The following is a 16077-nucleotide window of genomic DNA, read 5'->3' as shown; positions in this document are numbered from 1 at the left end:
GCGGACGGTTGGTGCTGTTTTCATTTTCATATGGTAGTTGTATAATGATTGGGAACCTTGTATAGAAGAAACGGATAAAGGTAGAGGGGCGTGCGCGTTTGAATCTGCCGAATTTTTTAACGTCGCTGCGTTTTGCAATGATCCCCGTCTATGTCGCGATATTTGCGCAGGGACACATGATTTACGCCTTTCTGGTTGTCGTGGCAGCAGGCCTCACGGATATACTCGACGGGTATATTGCCCGGCGCACAGGGCAGGTAACGACAGCCGGTCAGATGCTCGATCCGCTCGCAGACAAGCTGATGTTCATTTCCGTCATTTTATCGCTACTCCTTGCCGGCCACATTTCGTGGGCAGCGGCTGCAGCGATCTTTTTGCGCGATTTTGGAATGATAGCCGGAGGCATGATTTTTCACTTTAAAGGGAAAAAGACCGTGCCGGCGAATTGGATGGGCAAACTGACAACGGTGCTGTTTTATATCGGCATCATGTTTGTATTTCTTGAAGCGCCGTTTGCCGATTCGTACTTGTGGGCAGTCATTGCCTTCTCGTTTCTGACGGCAATTGTGTACATTATTTTGTTCCAGGCGCTGAACAAGCCGGGCTCCGGACAGAACAAGACCATTGGGCCGGGGCAATAGGCAAGGCAGTAGGCGCACAAAGAGGCTTGGCCCGTGGATTATCGATATCCGCCAGCCAAGCCCCCTTATCTCAACCTTCACAACCTGCAGTTTGATGAAGGATACTATTAGTTTTCGTAAAGTAAACGTATTTTATACCTGTTAACCCGTGAAAGGAGCGAATATTCATGCTCGATATTAACCAAATCCAAGAAATTATTCCGCATCGCCCGCCATTTCTGCTCGTGGACCGCATTACAGAGGTAGAGCCGGGCGTCCGCGCCGTAGGCATCAAAAACGTAACGATGAACGAACCTCACTTTGTAGGGCACTTCCCCGGATATCCGGTTATGCCGGGTGTACTAATCGTTGAGGCGCTCGCGCAAGTAGGTTCCGTTGCCATGCTGATGGTTGAAGCGAACCGCGGCAAGCTCGGCTTCTTCGCCGGCATCGACGGCTTCCGTTTCCGCGGTCAGGTAAAACCGGGCGACACGCTTGAGCTGGAAGTGGAAATTACCCGTCTTAAAGGGCCTATCGGCAAAGGGAAAGCGACAGCAAAAGTTGACGGACAAGTGGTTGCGGAAGGCGAGCTTATGTTTGCATTGTCGGAACGCTAGGTACCACAATAGAATTTATAAGTTCCGGGATAGTGGAAACTGAAATTCTATTTGGCGATAAAACTTACCTCTAAACGCGGCCCTTCATCGTCGAAAGACTTCGATAGAGGTTTTTTTATAGAGAACCATAATCTTTTTATAAAAAAGGAGTGAAGCTGTTTAATGAATCAAAATGAAAAAGCAGTTGAACGTTACCAGGCTTGGCTGAATGATACGCTTATCGACGAGGCTACAAAGGAAGAGCTTCGCAGCATTGAAGGACAAGAGAAGGAAATTACGGACCGTTTCTACCGCGATCTTGAGTTTGGGACAGGCGGTCTTCGCGGCGTCATGGGCGCAGGCACAAACCGTCTGAATGCTTATACCGTAGGCAAAGCTACGCAAGGTCTCGCGAACTGGGTGCTTTCCCGAGTGGAGGGACAACCATCCGCTGTAATCGCTCACGACTCGCGTAACAACTCGCCCGAATTTGCGCTTGACTCCGCTCTGGTGCTTGCCGCAAATGGCGTAAAAACCTATCTGTTCCCTTCGCTGCGCCCAACGCCTCAGCTGTCTTATGCGGTACGCGCGCTTGGCTGCTCGACGGGTATCGTCATTACGGCGAGCCACAACCCGCCGGAATATAACGGTTATAAAGCTTACGGCGCTGACGGCTGCCAGCTGATCCCTGAAGACGCAGAGCAAGTTATTGCTTCTATCGGCCAGGTGACCGGTTTTGATCAAGTGAAAAGAATGAGCCGCGAGGACGCGGAAGCACAAGGCCTTCTTGTATGGCTTGATGCGGAAGCAGACGAGCAATACACGGATACCGTTGTTGCGCAAAGCTTGAATAAAGAGCTGCTGCAAAGCGGCCTTGGCGAGAAATTTAAAGTAGTCTTTACGCCGCTTCATGGTTCCGGCAACCTGCCTGTCCGCGAAGTGCTGCGCAAAGCGGGCTTCAGCAATGTTCACATCGTAGCCGAGCAGGAGGCGCCTGACGGTTACTTCAGCACGGTCAAATCGCCGAATCCGGAAGAGCGCGAAGCTTTTACGCTTGCGATGAAGCTTGCTCAAGAGATTAATGCCGACATTATTATGGGTACGGACCCGGATGCCGACCGCATGGGTGCGGTTGTTAAAAACAACAATGGCGAATATGTCGTCCTGACCGGCAATCAGTCGGGCGCCTTGATGATCGAATATGTGCTCAGTCAATTGAAGGAGCGCGGCCAGCTGCCGGCTAACGGCGTCGTTATCAAAACGATCGTTACCAGCGAGATGGGGGCCGATATCGCTCGTTCCTATGGCGCAGCCGTAGAGAATACATTGACTGGCTTCAAATATATTGGCGAGAAAATGACGGCTTACGAGCAAACAGGCGAGCATGCTTTCCTGTTCGGTTATGAAGAAAGCTACGGTTATTTGACTGGCGATTATGCCCGCGACAAAGATGCGGTTGTGGCTTCGTTATTGATTTGCGAAGCGGCGGCATACTATAGCAGTCAAGGAAAAACGTTGTATGACGTTCTTCTTGAGCTGTATGCGAAGCATGGCTTCTACCTCGAAGGCCTTGAGTCGCGTACGCTGAAGGGTCTTGACGGCGTGCAGCAGATTGCCGGCATTATGAATGACTGGCGCAACAATCCGCCTGCCGAGATCAACGGCGTGAAGGTGGAGAAAGTGCTTGATTACCTTGGCGGACTTGACGGGCTTCGTCCGGAGAACGTACTGAAATACATGCTCGCCGACGGATCGTGGTTCTGCCTGCGTCCATCCGGTACGGAGCCTAAGATTAAAGTGTATTTCGCCGTTCGCGGGGAGTCCACGGAGCATGCAGCCGAGCTGCTTGGAAATCTCCGCGGCGCCGTAATGGAACGCGTAGACAGCAAAGCTTAATCCGCCGTGGCGGGTTATTGTCAGATAGAGATCACATTCGCAAGAGATTGAACGGAGGATTATTGTGCTTCAACGTTGGCAGCAATGGAACCGCAAAGCGATACTCTGGCTGTGGGTTATTGCAATTATTGGCGCAATCGCCGCAATGCCGATCGGTATGAATCGAATGAATATGGAAGCATCCTCGAAATCCGTGGAATATGTATTCGATTATCGCGATCTGGTTGAAATCTCGGAATACCAGACGCGGCCGCAGCAGTTTATCGACGAGCAGCTGGACAAAATGAAAGGCGCCGGCATTACGACGATGTCTCTGTACGAAAGCTCCCTGAAGGAGCTTTCCCAGGCCGGGCGCCTGAAATATTACAGCTCGAAGGATATCGCTCTGCTTCAAAGCAAGCTGGAGCCGGTAGGGCAGAACTTTACTTACATTCTGTTCAGCGGTCCGGAAGAGGAAGAGAAAGTTGGACCAATCGTCCGTCAGGCGATGGATCATGCCGGTGCAACGTACCGTCCTTGGTCCTTTGACGGCCGCAACGGACTTGTCGTTGAATTGCCGCTGCAGTCCGTGCTGCTGCAGCCGATGGATTTCGACCCGATTACGCTTCAGACCCTGCACGACAAAGGTTTTCATATCCTGGCCCGTTTCTCGGACCGCGTGCTGCCTTACGATGAGGCCGCAACGGATACGCAGCTGGCCCGTCTGAAGGAAGTTGGCGTAACGCGCGTATTGTTTGACGGTGCTACGGTGAAGGGCTACAAGGATCAAGTCGAGCTTCACAGCCTTAATTCGTTCGCTGATTTGCTCAACAAATACGGTATGGGTATCGCAACGATCGAGAACTTGAAAAAACCTCAAGCCGGCATAAATAAATTAGCATATATTACAAATTATAATATCGTACGCTTGTATTCCCTGTCGGCTGAGGATGCTATCGGCAAATCGCCGGAGGTGCTCACCGACCGCTTCCTGCTTGCTGCGAAGGACCGCAACATCCGGATGTTCTTCCTGAATGCCGGCGTGCAGACAAGCCTGGAGAAGTCGGCCGTCGTAAGCGGTCTGGATAATCTCTATATCACGATGAAGGGCAAAGACGGCCTGGTTCAGCGTTTGACCGATGCCGGCTTCTCTCCGAATCTGGCACAGCCGTTTGACGTGAAGCATCCGTCTTATATCAAGCCGCTTAAGATGGTTGTAGCTGCAGGCGCCGTTGCTCTGATCGCCCTGCTCGTTAACGTATTCATCCCAGGTACGCTGATTCCGCTTTATTTGATCGGTCTAGTTGGGGCTGCAGGTCTGTTCCAGATTAACAGTCCGCTTGCCGAGCAGGCGCTGGCGCTTGGAGCCGGCATCAGTGCTCCTACCCTTGCGCTTGTCTGGGTTATGAATCGCGTCTATTCCCGTACCGAGGGCAGCCTCCGCACGGTGGGCGGGGCCGCCTGGAATGGACGAGCCGGCGCTCCTGGCGAAGGCAAATGGATATTCGAAGGCTTGACGGTAGGTCGTCGCCTTGGCCTTGCGGTGATCTGGTTTATCGTAACCGCGCTGATCTCGCTGATGGCGGTGCCATTTGTCTTTGGTCTTCTGAACAATATTACGTACAGCATGGTGCTGCAGCAGTTCCGCGGCGTCAGCCTTCTTCATTTGGCGCCTATCGGCTTAACGGCGATTTACGTGCTGCTCTATACCGGCAATTCTCCGGTACGCCGTATCCGCAAATTTGCTAATATGCCGATTACCGTGTTTATGGTTGTGGCCTTTGTGGTAATTGCCGTAGTAGGTATGTACTATCTGTCGCGGACAGGCAACGAAGGCTCGGCTTCTTCGCTGGAGCTGACGTTCCGTAACTGGCTGGAGCAGACGTTCGGCGTTCGCCCGCGAAGCAAGGAGTTCCTCTTGGCGCATCCGCTGCTCTTGGCGGGTCTGTTCCTTGCGCTTCGTTACCGCGCAGCGTGGGTGTTCATTATTGTAGGCTCGATCGGACAGCTGTCGATGGTCGATACGTTCGCTCACATTCATACGCCGCTGTACATTTCGATTATCCGCGTATTCCTCGGTCTTGGCCTTGGCGCGATTATCGGCCTGATCGTGATTGGCGTGTGGCAAGTGGTGGAAGGGGTTTGGCGTAAATGGTCACCGGGACTGATAAAAAAAATTACCGAATAGTGATCTCCGGCTACTACGGTTTTCGCAACAGCGGCGACGAAGCGGTACTCCGCTCGATCCTGCTCGCGTTAGCCGAGCAGGGCGAGGCTAACGGTGTTCAAATTCAGCCGGTCGTGCTGTCGGCCGACCCGGCTTGGACGAGCCGCATGTACGGCGTGGAAGCCGTCCGGAGGATGCATCCGAAGGACGTGCTGAATGCGCTCCGTGCAAGCGACGGGCTGATCAGCGGCGGCGGAAGCCTGCTGCAGGATGCTACGGGAGCGAAGACGATTCCGTATTACACAGGAATCATCAAGCTTGCCCAGTGGCTTGGCAAGCCGACGTTTATTTATTCGCAAGGGATCGGGCCGGTGAACCGGCGCTGGATGGATCCGCTCATCCGCTCGAGTATGCGGAAGAGCGCGTACGTGTCGGTGCGGGACGCCGAATCCGCTGAGCTATTGAAGCGGATTGGCGTTGCGGCTGGCCGGATCGAGGTTGTACCCGATCCGGTAATGGGGCTGCCGCTGCCGGCTGGCGCGGCAGCGGGGCGGGCTGCAGCCGCCGCAGGCGAAGCCGCGGCTGTGCCCGTGCTGGGCGTGTCCTTGCGGCATTGGCGCAAGGACGGCGAGGATCTTGGCCGCGCGGCAGACGCGCTGGCCGAGCTTGCCAGCCGCCGCCCGGTGCGGCTGAGGTTCTTACCGTTCCATACCCCTGACGATGCGGAAGCATCGAAGCTGGTTATGGAACGGCTCGGCGGCAGGCTGGCCGGCGGAAGCTCGGCTGAGCTTGCCGCCCCTGGCGACGACCCCCAGCAAATGCTGCTGGAGGTAAGCCGCTGCGATGCGCTGTTTGGCATGCGCCTTCACGCGCTCATCTACGCGGCGAACCAAATGGTTCCGATGCTTGGCTTATCGTACGATCCGAAGATCGATCAGTTCCTTCACCGTCTCGGTCTAACGCCGGTCGGCACGACTGAACAGCTTGATCCAATCGCTTTCGCGGACAGCGCCCAGCGGCTGCTGGACGACGCAAACGGCTGGAAAGAGAAGCATCGCGAAGCGATCGAACGATTAAGACAACAATCGCAGCAGCCAGCGCAACAAATTGCGCAGTTATTGCGTCATACCATATCGAGGTGATTTTCACTTGTCGAAACAAGTCCCAACGGTGCCGATTTACGGAATTCCATTCTCCAAGATGAGCATGGACGAGACGGTCAAATATCTAACAGAAGCAATTGAACACAAGCGCCAGACGCATGTCATTACGGCTAATCCGATTATGGTAATGTCGGCTGTCGAAAGCCAGGATTACTACAAGATGATGAGAAAAGCCGAGCTTATCGTACCGGACGGTGCGGGAGTCGTATGGGCGGCCAATTATGTGGGGACCCCGGTGACAGAACGCGTAACGGGCTTTGACCTGTTGCATCGTCTTATGCAAGAGGGCGAAAAACGGAAATGGACAGCTTATTTGCTTGGCACATCGACGGAAATTATTGAAGCGGCGGCCGAAAAGCTGCAGCTGCAATATCCGCAGGTTCGCATCGTAGGCTGCCGCAACGGCTACTTTGGCCCCGAACAGGACGCAGAAGTAATCGAAGCGGTTCGGCAGGCAGCACCGGATTTACTGTTTGTGGCACGAGGCGCGGACACGCAGGAGCCTTGGATTGCCAAATATAAGAAGCAGCTTGGCGTTCCATTTATTATGGGAGTTGGAGGAAGCTTCGATATTATTGCAGGCAAGCTGAAAAGAGCGCCAGTGCTGTTCCAGAAGCTGCGTTTGGAGTGGTTTTACCGGTTATTACAGGAGCCGAAAAGGCTGCCAAGAATGATGGTATTGCCGAAATTCGTCGTGAAAGTGGTTCGCGATAAAGAAAACGTCAAGAAACCACGCCCTACTACGTAATAACCTCCCAAAACCGTTGAAAATACGTGAAAACGGGATTTGGAGTTTCTTCTTCTGTCGGAGTATAATTCACTTCGGTAGAAAGAAAAAGGGGAGCTGCACAATATGCCAGCAGGCTTACTGTACACACTAGGATTTATCATATCTCTAATAATAGCTCTAGTTATGACACCGCTAGTTAAAAAATTCGCTTTCAAGGTTGGAGCGATCGATAAACCGAATCACCGCAAAGTACATACGCGGATTATGCCCCGTATGGGTGGTCTCGGGATCTATCTTGCTTTTGCAGTCGGATTTCTCATTCTGATGCCGTTCATTCCGGACGGATTGCTGAACCACGAGGGAGAAAATCTGATCCGCGCCGTTCTGGTTGGCGGTACGATGATTATCCTCATTGGCGCGTTTGACGACCGCTTCGAGCTGTCGGCCAAGGTGAAGCTGGTTGCGCAAATCGCTGCGGCTTGCGTAGTGGTATTCGGCTTCGGAGTGAAGATCGATCTGCTGAACGTACCGTTTGGCGCAACGATGCAGCCGATTGAAGCCTGGATCTCCATTCCGATCACGATTTTCTGGATCGTGGGCGTGACGAACGCGATCAATCTGATCGATGGTCTGGACGGGCTGGCAGGCGGCGTATCCGCTATTGCGATCGGTACCATCCTCGTGATGGCGATCATCATGGGCAATGTGCCGATTATCTTGCTGAGCGTTCTGCTCTTGGGTGGTATTGTTGGATTCCTGTACTTCAACTTCCATCCGGCCAAAATCTTTATGGGTGACTCCGGCTCATTGTTCTTAGGCTTCTGCCTGGCGATGCTGTCGATGACAAGCTTCAAGCAGATTACGATCGTATCGTTCGTGACTCCGCTGCTTATCATCGGTGTACCGTTGTCCGACACGTTCTTCGCAATCATCCGTCGTCTTGTGAACAAGCGCCCGATCTTTGCCCCGGACAAAGGACATCTGCATCATTGTCTGCAAGAGCTTGGCTTCAGCCATCGCAAGACCGTTCTTATCATCTGGAGCGTGGCTGCGGTGTTCGGCGGATTTGCGGTTCTGCAATCAACCGTCGTGCAATCAACCTCCGCGAACTGGATTACGTTTATCGTGATCTGTCTGGTGATCTTCAGCCTTCAGATTGGCGCGGAGCTCATCGGGATCGTAGACAAGTCGCGTCGTCCGCTTATTAACTTCTTGAACCGCATGCTTCGCTCGAAGGTCGATGCAAGAAGCTCGAAATAATTAAGCTATTTTTTCATACACGCAAGATCAAAGGGTTGTCCAATCGGGACAGCCCTTTTTTTCATGCCTTCATTAAAATTTCTTTATAATTCCAATCTGCCGAATGAACTAACATTTTAGGGCTAGCGGACCGATAACAAAGGTACAGAACTATTCTTCAGCCGAAGAGTGTGAGGGAGGAAGTAAATCGGAACATACAGCTTTATTAACAATCGACCTCTAATTGCAATGTCAACCAGTTGGAACCGTCGATCGTTCAATTATTCATTACGCTAACAGCCATTACATAAAGGAGGAACATCGTTTTGAAAAAGCTATTATCCCTTGTGCTGTCACTGGCGCTTCTAATTACGCTGCTGCCGCCGTTTAGTACACCGCACAAAGCATCCGCCGCGGGGACGTATTTCCTATTTCCGAATGAGCAGTATACTTCAGGAAGCGCAAGGATTACCACCGACCAGCGTGTAACCCTGAAAGGTACAATCAACAATGTAGTAGGTAACTCGATCAGCTACAGCGTTTACAACGTTTCAGTTAGCGGTGGCAAAGAGACGGTTGTCAATTCGATTGAGAATCAGACCGCCAATATCGCTTTAAGCGGAAACAATATCACGGTTAATAACGTGGAATTGTATCCGGGACTCAATAAGCTGACTTTTAAAGGCATCTACGGTACTTCTACCGTCAGCGAATCGATCTACATCGAATATCGTAACAGCCCGATGCTTTACGACTTGACGGCGACCATTCGCGGTACGAGCTATCCGATCTTGGAGGATCAGACTACGGTTCTGCAATCAGCATTGTCCGACGGCAAAACAAGCGAGGATATCTCCATCAGCGGTAAAGCTCCGAACGCAACAAAGGTTTCGGTTTCCGTAAACGGCAAGAGCTACGAATATAACGTATCCGATGCGGGTGATTACAAGTTTGTTGCCTCTCCGTTAAATATCAAGACAGGCAAGAACATTGTTACGATCCGCGTGTACAATAACAGCCAGGTTGTAGAGACGACAAGAGAGATTGCTTTCTACAATGGTTCTTCGACCTTCTATGATATGTCGGTTTCGGATGGAACAACCTCAATTGATTTGGACAAAACATCGGATTTATCAGTTGGTGCTAACAAGAACTTAACACTTTCGGGAAAAGCGATTATTCCCGTAAAATATGCAAACAACGCCTATACTCCGGATGTATCGGACTTTGCCAATCTGGCCAGCCGCTTTTTGTTTTTGCCGCAGTGGTCAGGCGGGCAGAACTATCAGCCGATTGCGACAGACATTAAAGCTGTAAGCCCGGATCAGAATTCCATTACGCAAACTACGAAATATATAACGGTCTCATTCAGCTTTGCTATTGGCAATACGTCTTCAACAGGGTTTTCATACGAAACTCCTTATCGGTTTAAAATGCAAGGTTATAACGTGGTGGACGATGAAACCCAACAGTCCCCGACCTATACACTGACGCTTCATAACAGTAATCTTCCATACATCTATGACGTAAACTACCTGACTGGTTATACCGCAGGCATGAAAGGCGATATAACTAAACTGCAAGTGCTTGAAGGCACGGACATTGAAAATGCGAATATTTACTCGCTTCCAATGGGTGTTGAAGTGTTGGTTGGCAACTACACTGCGCTAGGTAGTAATTATAACAATATCGTAACGTTAGTCGACAGCGCGGGTCAGCCGTTGCAGTCATCGGCTGGCATCAATTTTAGCCAAGATACGGTGAATCAAATCGTTTACCGGAATGTCAACGGTGTTTCCGTACCATTCCTGCGTTTATTTATGGAAGTATCGAAGCTGCCTACTGCAGGTACCCAGTTGCTGAATTTTAAAGTAGCCGGCAACACCGCTCTTAAATCAGCAACTATCAAGCTGCTATACGGTCCATTCGTGAAATACGACAGCTTGTACAATGGCATGCAAATTAAATACGACACTACCATGAAGGTTAACGAAGGCATTGACTATATTTTCGATCAGCTTGGCAGTTTCGCAGGTCAGTTCATGAATATCGCCAATGAGGACGAGATCGTTTATGCCGGCGATTCTAAACCGCAAACCGTTTTCTTCTATATTAACAACGTGGAAGTTCCGCTTGAGCAGAATGGTTCTGCTACTAAGACGAAATTTAAACTTGCTGTTAAAAAAGACGCAAACGGCGTAGATACAATAAAAGCAACAGCCTTTGGCGTCTTGAACAAAACAGGTGAAAACACCTTTAAAATCGTTTACAAGACATCCAAGAACAACTATGAAAACACAGTCAAAATCAATATCGTTCCAACTAATCTGCCATCTATTCCTGCAGCAAATACGGATGGTGTATATCCGTACAGCGTGAACCTGCAAGAACCGCTTGCAAACGATCCGAACTTTACGAATGTATCGAACATCTTCTCGACGAAAGAAGCGCGCATGAACGTATATGGCACATTCGACTTTGTTGATCTTGGTGATGATACGGTAGAGATCGCGAATAAAATGGCAGAACTAACAGATCCCGATGGAAATCCGCTTACTAATGACAGCGTGCTGACTAACTACATTCTGAAAGTAAGCTCTCCTAACTTTGCAAAAGATGTTGTGTGGGATTTAACTAAGGAATTCACGCCAACTTCTAATGGCAAACCGGTTGGCACAGCTATTAACCCGAATGCAACAGTAGCCGGTATTAAAGTGTATTACGATGTGACTAACCAGTACTTCTACTTCATTATGGAAGACCAAGAAATTCCTGAAGACGGCAGTGCGCAGGTTTATACGTTTACCGTGTTTAACAGCGGCGAGGCAGGTCCACGTGCGACTTACCGTCTCGAGGTTGACCCTGTTGCTATTCCGTATACCGTGCTTGCGCCTGTAACGGAAGAGCGTAATCTGAATTCGAACTTTGTTGACGTCATTATTGCTTCGCCAGGCGCGGACTCTATGACGATTAACAAGCTTGCTGCCAAGAAGGTTACTTACCTGGACTACAGCCAAGACCCGGTTACTCCAGTGCCTATCGAAGCTTATAAGGTTCGAGTAACAGGCTTGAAAGCCAATAAAGTAACAGCTATTCCAATTGTTATTACCCGTGGCAAGGATAAAATCACGGATTCCTTAACTGTCAATTATGAACCGGCGAACATTCCTGGTGCACAATATACGGAAACGATGGCGAGCTCCCATAAAGTGTTTGACGGCAGCCTGGCATTGACCTTCCCGAAAAATACTAAGCTTGTTCGTCCTTCTTACAACTCGACTAGCAACAATTCCAGCCAGATTTACAGCGGCAACCAGCTTCTGTTCGGTATCGCCAATCCTACGGATGGCGTAATCAACCGTTATGAATTCAGAAGCCAGCCTGCAGATTATTGGTCGGAAAACGCAGTTGGCTCGTATTACTTGAGCGAATTCTTCTCTGATCGGTTCATTAAAGTAAGTTCGCTCTTCTGGATCGACGGAGGTCTGGCGGATGATGATGCTACAAAAGCGTACGACCCAGTTACAACCGGTCAAGATCCTTATCCATACGCTATGGTTCAAGGGGATCCAACTCAGCAATTCTTCAAACGCTTCAGCAGCGGAAGAGAGATTATTCCGTCACAGCCTGGGACAATGACTTTGTCCTATGATCCTAATATCTCGCAAGGCGCCGGAACCGTTGTAACGGTATTCCGTTATGATCCGTACGAGAATGTTTGGGAGAACATGGGCGGAACGGTTGACGAGAAGAAGCACACTATTAAGGTGCCGTTCCAAAAGTTTGGCTATTATGTAGTAGGCAAGCTGACTTATGGTTTCAACGATATTAATGATCATACTTATGCTCGTAATGCCATGGAGGCTATATTTGCTAAAGGCGTTATGAATGCGGAAGACCCTACAGGTATCTTTGGTGCAGACCAATACGTATCCCGTGGTGAATTCGCGCGTATGATCGTTAAAGCACTGAGCATTCCTTTGAATTATGAGGGACCAAAGCATTTTATCGATGTACCGGTAGACCCGATTCTAAATATCGATGCACTCTATGATTACCGTTATATTGAGACAGCCGCTAGAGCGGGTATCGTTCGAGGCACTCAGCCCGTCACCTTTGAACCGGATACGAAGTTGACGCGCCAAGACGCATCGGTTATTCTAGCAAAAGCGCTTAATCTGAAGCTGGAGACAGACGCGGCAAAGGCTAAGGCCGCATTAGATAAAGCGTTTAAGGATTCCGCTAATGCTGATTACTATGCGGTACCATCGATTCTTGCGATTCAGAAAAAGGGCTTTATCCAAGGCTCGATGATTAATCCTAACGATAAGAAAGCTGGCTACGTATTTGAGCCTAGAGCGAGATTGCTGCGCAGCGACGCATCGATCCTGATCGCCAAAGTTATGGCAAGCAACAAAACATTGCCAGCAATTTACGCCAATTAATGAGGTAGAGCAGCTCGGCTCTTGGCCGAACTGCTCTATTATTAATTTTTATTAATTACCACTAATTTCTAATGCAATATTTTCTAAAGTAAGTTTATCCATGGAAAATGTTTTGCAATGACGAGATTGATAGGCCAAGCTATACTAAACACATACCTAGAGAAGGGTAGCAATACATAAACAACCGAATCGAAAAAAAACTCAGAACTTTTTTGAACTGAGCGCAACTTTTTGAGCTACTATGCGTTTAATTACATGACATTGCAAAAACGAGGCATGTAGTACCTTGGGACTACTATTATTCCTGTAAGTGGAATGATTTCTCAACTTCCTCTTTACGCTGTGAGTAGCCCATTGTATAATGTTAAAGTGGTAGGTCTTCTCTAGTAATATATTTATATGGTTTTTTCGTAGGTTTACGAGTTTCTGCGACATGTTCTTACATAGGGTTGAAGCATGGAAGCAGACATCATTTATATTAAATTTTTAAATTTATGCTCTTAACTCGGGGAAGGGGGTGAATCGGCTATGAGAAAAACGAGCAATTCATTTTCTAAACAAAACTCTCAACAACCGAAGGTATTTAGAGGAGGAGAAAAAAAGGTTATGAAAAAAAGTTTACTTTCGCTGGCACTCGCTGGCTCCATGCTTTCCGCTTTGGCAGTTCCTGCATTTGCAGCTACTCCATCTGACGTAGTTGGCAAACCAGTACAATCCGCAGTTGAGCAACTGACTGCATTGGGTATCGTTCAAGGTTATGCTGACGGTACATTCAAACCGGACAACACGATCACTCGTGCTGAGCTGGCTAAAATCGTTATCGTTGCAACTGGCAACGAAAGCTCCGCAAACCTGATGGCTAACACAGCTCCTGCGTTCAAAGACGTTAAAAAAGGCGCTTGGTACACAGGTTACATCAACGCTGCTGCAGCTAAAGGTTTCATCCAAGGTTACAACGGCAACTTCCGTCCTAACGACACTATCAAGTTTGAAGAAGTTGTAGCGATCCTGGTTCGTGCTCTTGGATACCAAGACAAATACCTTTCCGGCTCGTGGCCTTACAACGTGTTGCTTCAAGCTGACGAAGTTGGTCTGTTCGAAGGCGTTGATGCAGCAAACGGTACAAACGCTACTCGTGGCGTAGTTGCTGAACTGACATCCAACACTTTGGATAAACAACTGGTATCTTACAATGCAGACGGCGATCTGGGCTACCTGCTTGTTGATACTGACGGCGACGGCAAAGGCGACGCTGCTAAATTGTTCATCAGCAAACTCGGCGCTTTCGAACCAGCTAACGTATTGACAGCTGGCGCACTGAACTCCAGCGGCCAAATCAGCCTTGGTGGTAAAAGCGTTGCAACTGCAAAAGAATTCTTCGTTACTGGCGGCAAAAAACTGTCTGAACTGTTGGGTCATACAGTTAGCGTCCTGAAAAACAAAAACGGCGAAGTTATTGCAGTAACTGATGCTCAAGAATCCGCTAAAATCGTTAATGCTTCTACTGACGTAGATACAATCACGCTTGGTAGCACAACTCCAGCGGTTCCTGCTGATCTTACATTTAAAGTTAACAACGGAGCTGCTTCTTACACGGCTACTGCTGATGTAAAAGTATTTGTAAACTCTGTTGAGCAAGCTTTGCCTTATACATTCACTAATGACCAAGATGTTCAATTGCTCTTGAACAGCAAAGGCAACGTTCAAGCGATTCTCGTGAGCACTTGGAAATCGAACAATGTATTTAAAGAAGTAGTATCTTACTCCACATACAGCAGAATCATCGGTAAAGACGGCTACTCCGTTAAAGTGGATGCTAACACAGCAATCACACTGGACGGCAAAGCGGCTGCACTGGCTGATCTGAAAGAAAACGACGTAGTTAACTTCGTTGTTAACGGCGACGGTCTTGCACTGCAAGTAGTTGCTACTCGCAACGTTGTAACTGGTAAGCTTCAAGCTGTTGGCCGTGATAACGACAACAACCCAACTTACACAGTAAACGGCACTACTTACTCGCAAGTAGGCGCTCAAATCAGCGCTCTGACAGCATCGAACATCGGTACTGAATATGCGTTCAACCTGAACAAAGACGGCAAAGTAGTATTCTACTCTTCTACTGCAGCTGTTGCAGCTTCTAACTTTGCTGTAATCCTTGATGTAGATAACACTACTAAATACTCCATCATCGATAACGGTATGGTTTCCGATAAAGTCTACAATAAAGTAGTTTACTACTCGTTGAAAGACAACACTAAAGTAACTGCATACACTAAAGACGGTGACTATGCTAAAAATACTTTGGTACCACTGAAAACTGACAGCGACGGTCGTTTGACACTGGTAAGCGCAGCTGATAAAGCGGCTGACAATACTTTGACAGTTGACACTGTTACTTCCTTGACTGGTGCTGCTGTAACTGCAGTTGATTCGTCCAAAGTAACTGCTGGTACAACATACCGTCTGGACAGCAGCACTGTTTACCTGAAATTCGGCGTAAACACTGGTACACCTTCTGATTCGACAGTAGCCGCTGGTACAGCTGCTGACGTAACTAAAGGCGCATCGATTGCTGTTCGTTCTAACGACACTGGCGTAGCTCAATACGTAATCGTTCTGGGCAGCGGCTCTGTAGACCAATTGGCTCAAGCTCAAGGTCTGTTCATCAGCAAATCGTACACTGCAACAACTACTAACGCTGCAGACAATGTTTACACTATTAACCTGAAAGTTAATGGTGAAACTAAATCGTTCAACGTAGATGCTACTACTTATGGTGCAACTTACGCTGCAAACGATCTGGTAACATTGACTGACGCTGCTACAGGTGCAGGCGCAGGCGACGGTAAATACGATGCTAAAGCAATCGTAAATACTCCAGCTACTGGCGTAGCTATCACTGACATCAGCGGCAAGAAATTCACTGTTGCTGGTCATGCTAATCCGTTTGTAGCTACTGCTGCTACTCAAGTTTACATTAAGAAAACTGACGGTACTATCGAAGTTTCGAACTTCACTGACGTACTGGTTGCAGCTGACAACTATGGCACTGCTCCTGGTAAATACGAAGTTACTGTAACTGGTACTGGCACTTCTTACAACGGCAACGACGAAGCTGGCGTGATCCTGATCACTGCTCACTAATTGCTTCTTCGGAACTATCTAGAAAGCTGAGAGCTTGCTCTCAGCTTTCTTTTTATTTTCTTAGAATCGTTCATACATAGTTCATATAAACACGTTAT

9 protein-coding genes are annotated in these 16077 nt (G+C 48.9%); all 9 read left to right on the top strand.

The annotated features are described in order from the left end of the window. Nucleotides 1-98: 98 nt before the first annotated feature. The 9 genes from PJDR2_RS29125 to PJDR2_RS29085 all read left to right on the top strand — a co-directional run bounded on the left by PJDR2_RS29125 (nucleotide 99) and on the right by PJDR2_RS29085 (nucleotide 15979). The gene (locus tag PJDR2_RS29125) at nucleotides 99-641 is read left to right on the top strand and encodes a CDP-alcohol phosphatidyltransferase family protein (RefSeq protein WP_015847331.1); all 543 of its coding nucleotides are present in this window, start codon (nucleotides 99-101) and stop codon (nucleotides 639-641) included. A 167-nt stretch (nucleotides 642-808) separates the two neighbouring features. Further along, on the top strand, nucleotides 809-1237 hold the full coding sequence (fabZ, locus tag PJDR2_RS29120; protein ID WP_015847330.1) for a 3-hydroxyacyl-ACP dehydratase FabZ: 429 nt from the start codon (nucleotides 809-811) through the stop codon (nucleotides 1235-1237). Nucleotides 1238-1399: 162 nt separating this feature from the next. After that, the gene (locus PJDR2_RS29115; protein ID WP_015847329.1) at nucleotides 1400-3112 is read left to right on the top strand and encodes a phospho-sugar mutase; all 1713 of its coding nucleotides are present in this window, start codon (nucleotides 1400-1402) and stop codon (nucleotides 3110-3112) included. Between the two features lie 64 nt (nucleotides 3113-3176). Then, complete coding sequence (locus PJDR2_RS29110; protein WP_015847328.1) at nucleotides 3177-5279, top strand: DUF5693 family protein; 2103 nt, start codon at nucleotides 3177-3179, stop codon at nucleotides 5277-5279. Then, nucleotides 5243-6400, top strand: a complete 1158-nt coding sequence (gene csaB / locus PJDR2_RS29105; RefSeq protein WP_015847327.1) for a polysaccharide pyruvyl transferase CsaB — start codon at nucleotides 5243-5245, stop codon at nucleotides 6398-6400. Before PJDR2_RS29110 ends, csaB begins: the two co-directional genes overlap by 37 nt. A 58-nt stretch (nucleotides 6401-6458) precedes the next feature. Beyond that, entirely contained in the window at nucleotides 6459-7169 is a 711-nt protein-coding gene (locus PJDR2_RS29100) for a WecB/TagA/CpsF family glycosyltransferase (protein ID WP_083778281.1), read from the top strand. A gap of 105 nt (nucleotides 7170-7274) precedes the next feature. Continuing rightward, entirely contained in the window at nucleotides 7275-8411 is a 1137-nt protein-coding gene (locus PJDR2_RS29095; protein ID WP_015847325.1) for a glycosyltransferase family 4 protein, read from the top strand. A gap of 305 nt (nucleotides 8412-8716) precedes the next feature. Continuing rightward, nucleotides 8717-12835, top strand: a complete 4119-nt coding sequence (locus tag PJDR2_RS29090) for an S-layer homology domain-containing protein (protein WP_015847324.1) — start codon at nucleotides 8717-8719, stop codon at nucleotides 12833-12835. Between the two features lie 528 nt (nucleotides 12836-13363). After that, nucleotides 13364-15979 carry an S-layer homology domain-containing protein gene (locus PJDR2_RS29085; RefSeq protein WP_041613688.1) on the top strand — a complete coding sequence of 872 codons (2616 nt, stop codon included), beginning with the start codon at nucleotides 13364-13366 and terminating at the stop codon, nucleotides 15977-15979. The last annotated feature ends 98 nt before the right edge of the window (nucleotides 15980-16077 follow it).

This window comes from Paenibacillus sp. JDR-2 (genome assembly GCF_000023585.1).
GTDB lineage: Bacteria > Bacillota > Bacilli > Paenibacillales > Paenibacillaceae > Pristimantibacillus.
The sequence above is the reverse complement of the archived record's forward strand: the minus strand, read 5'-3'. Positions and strand labels throughout refer to the sequence as shown.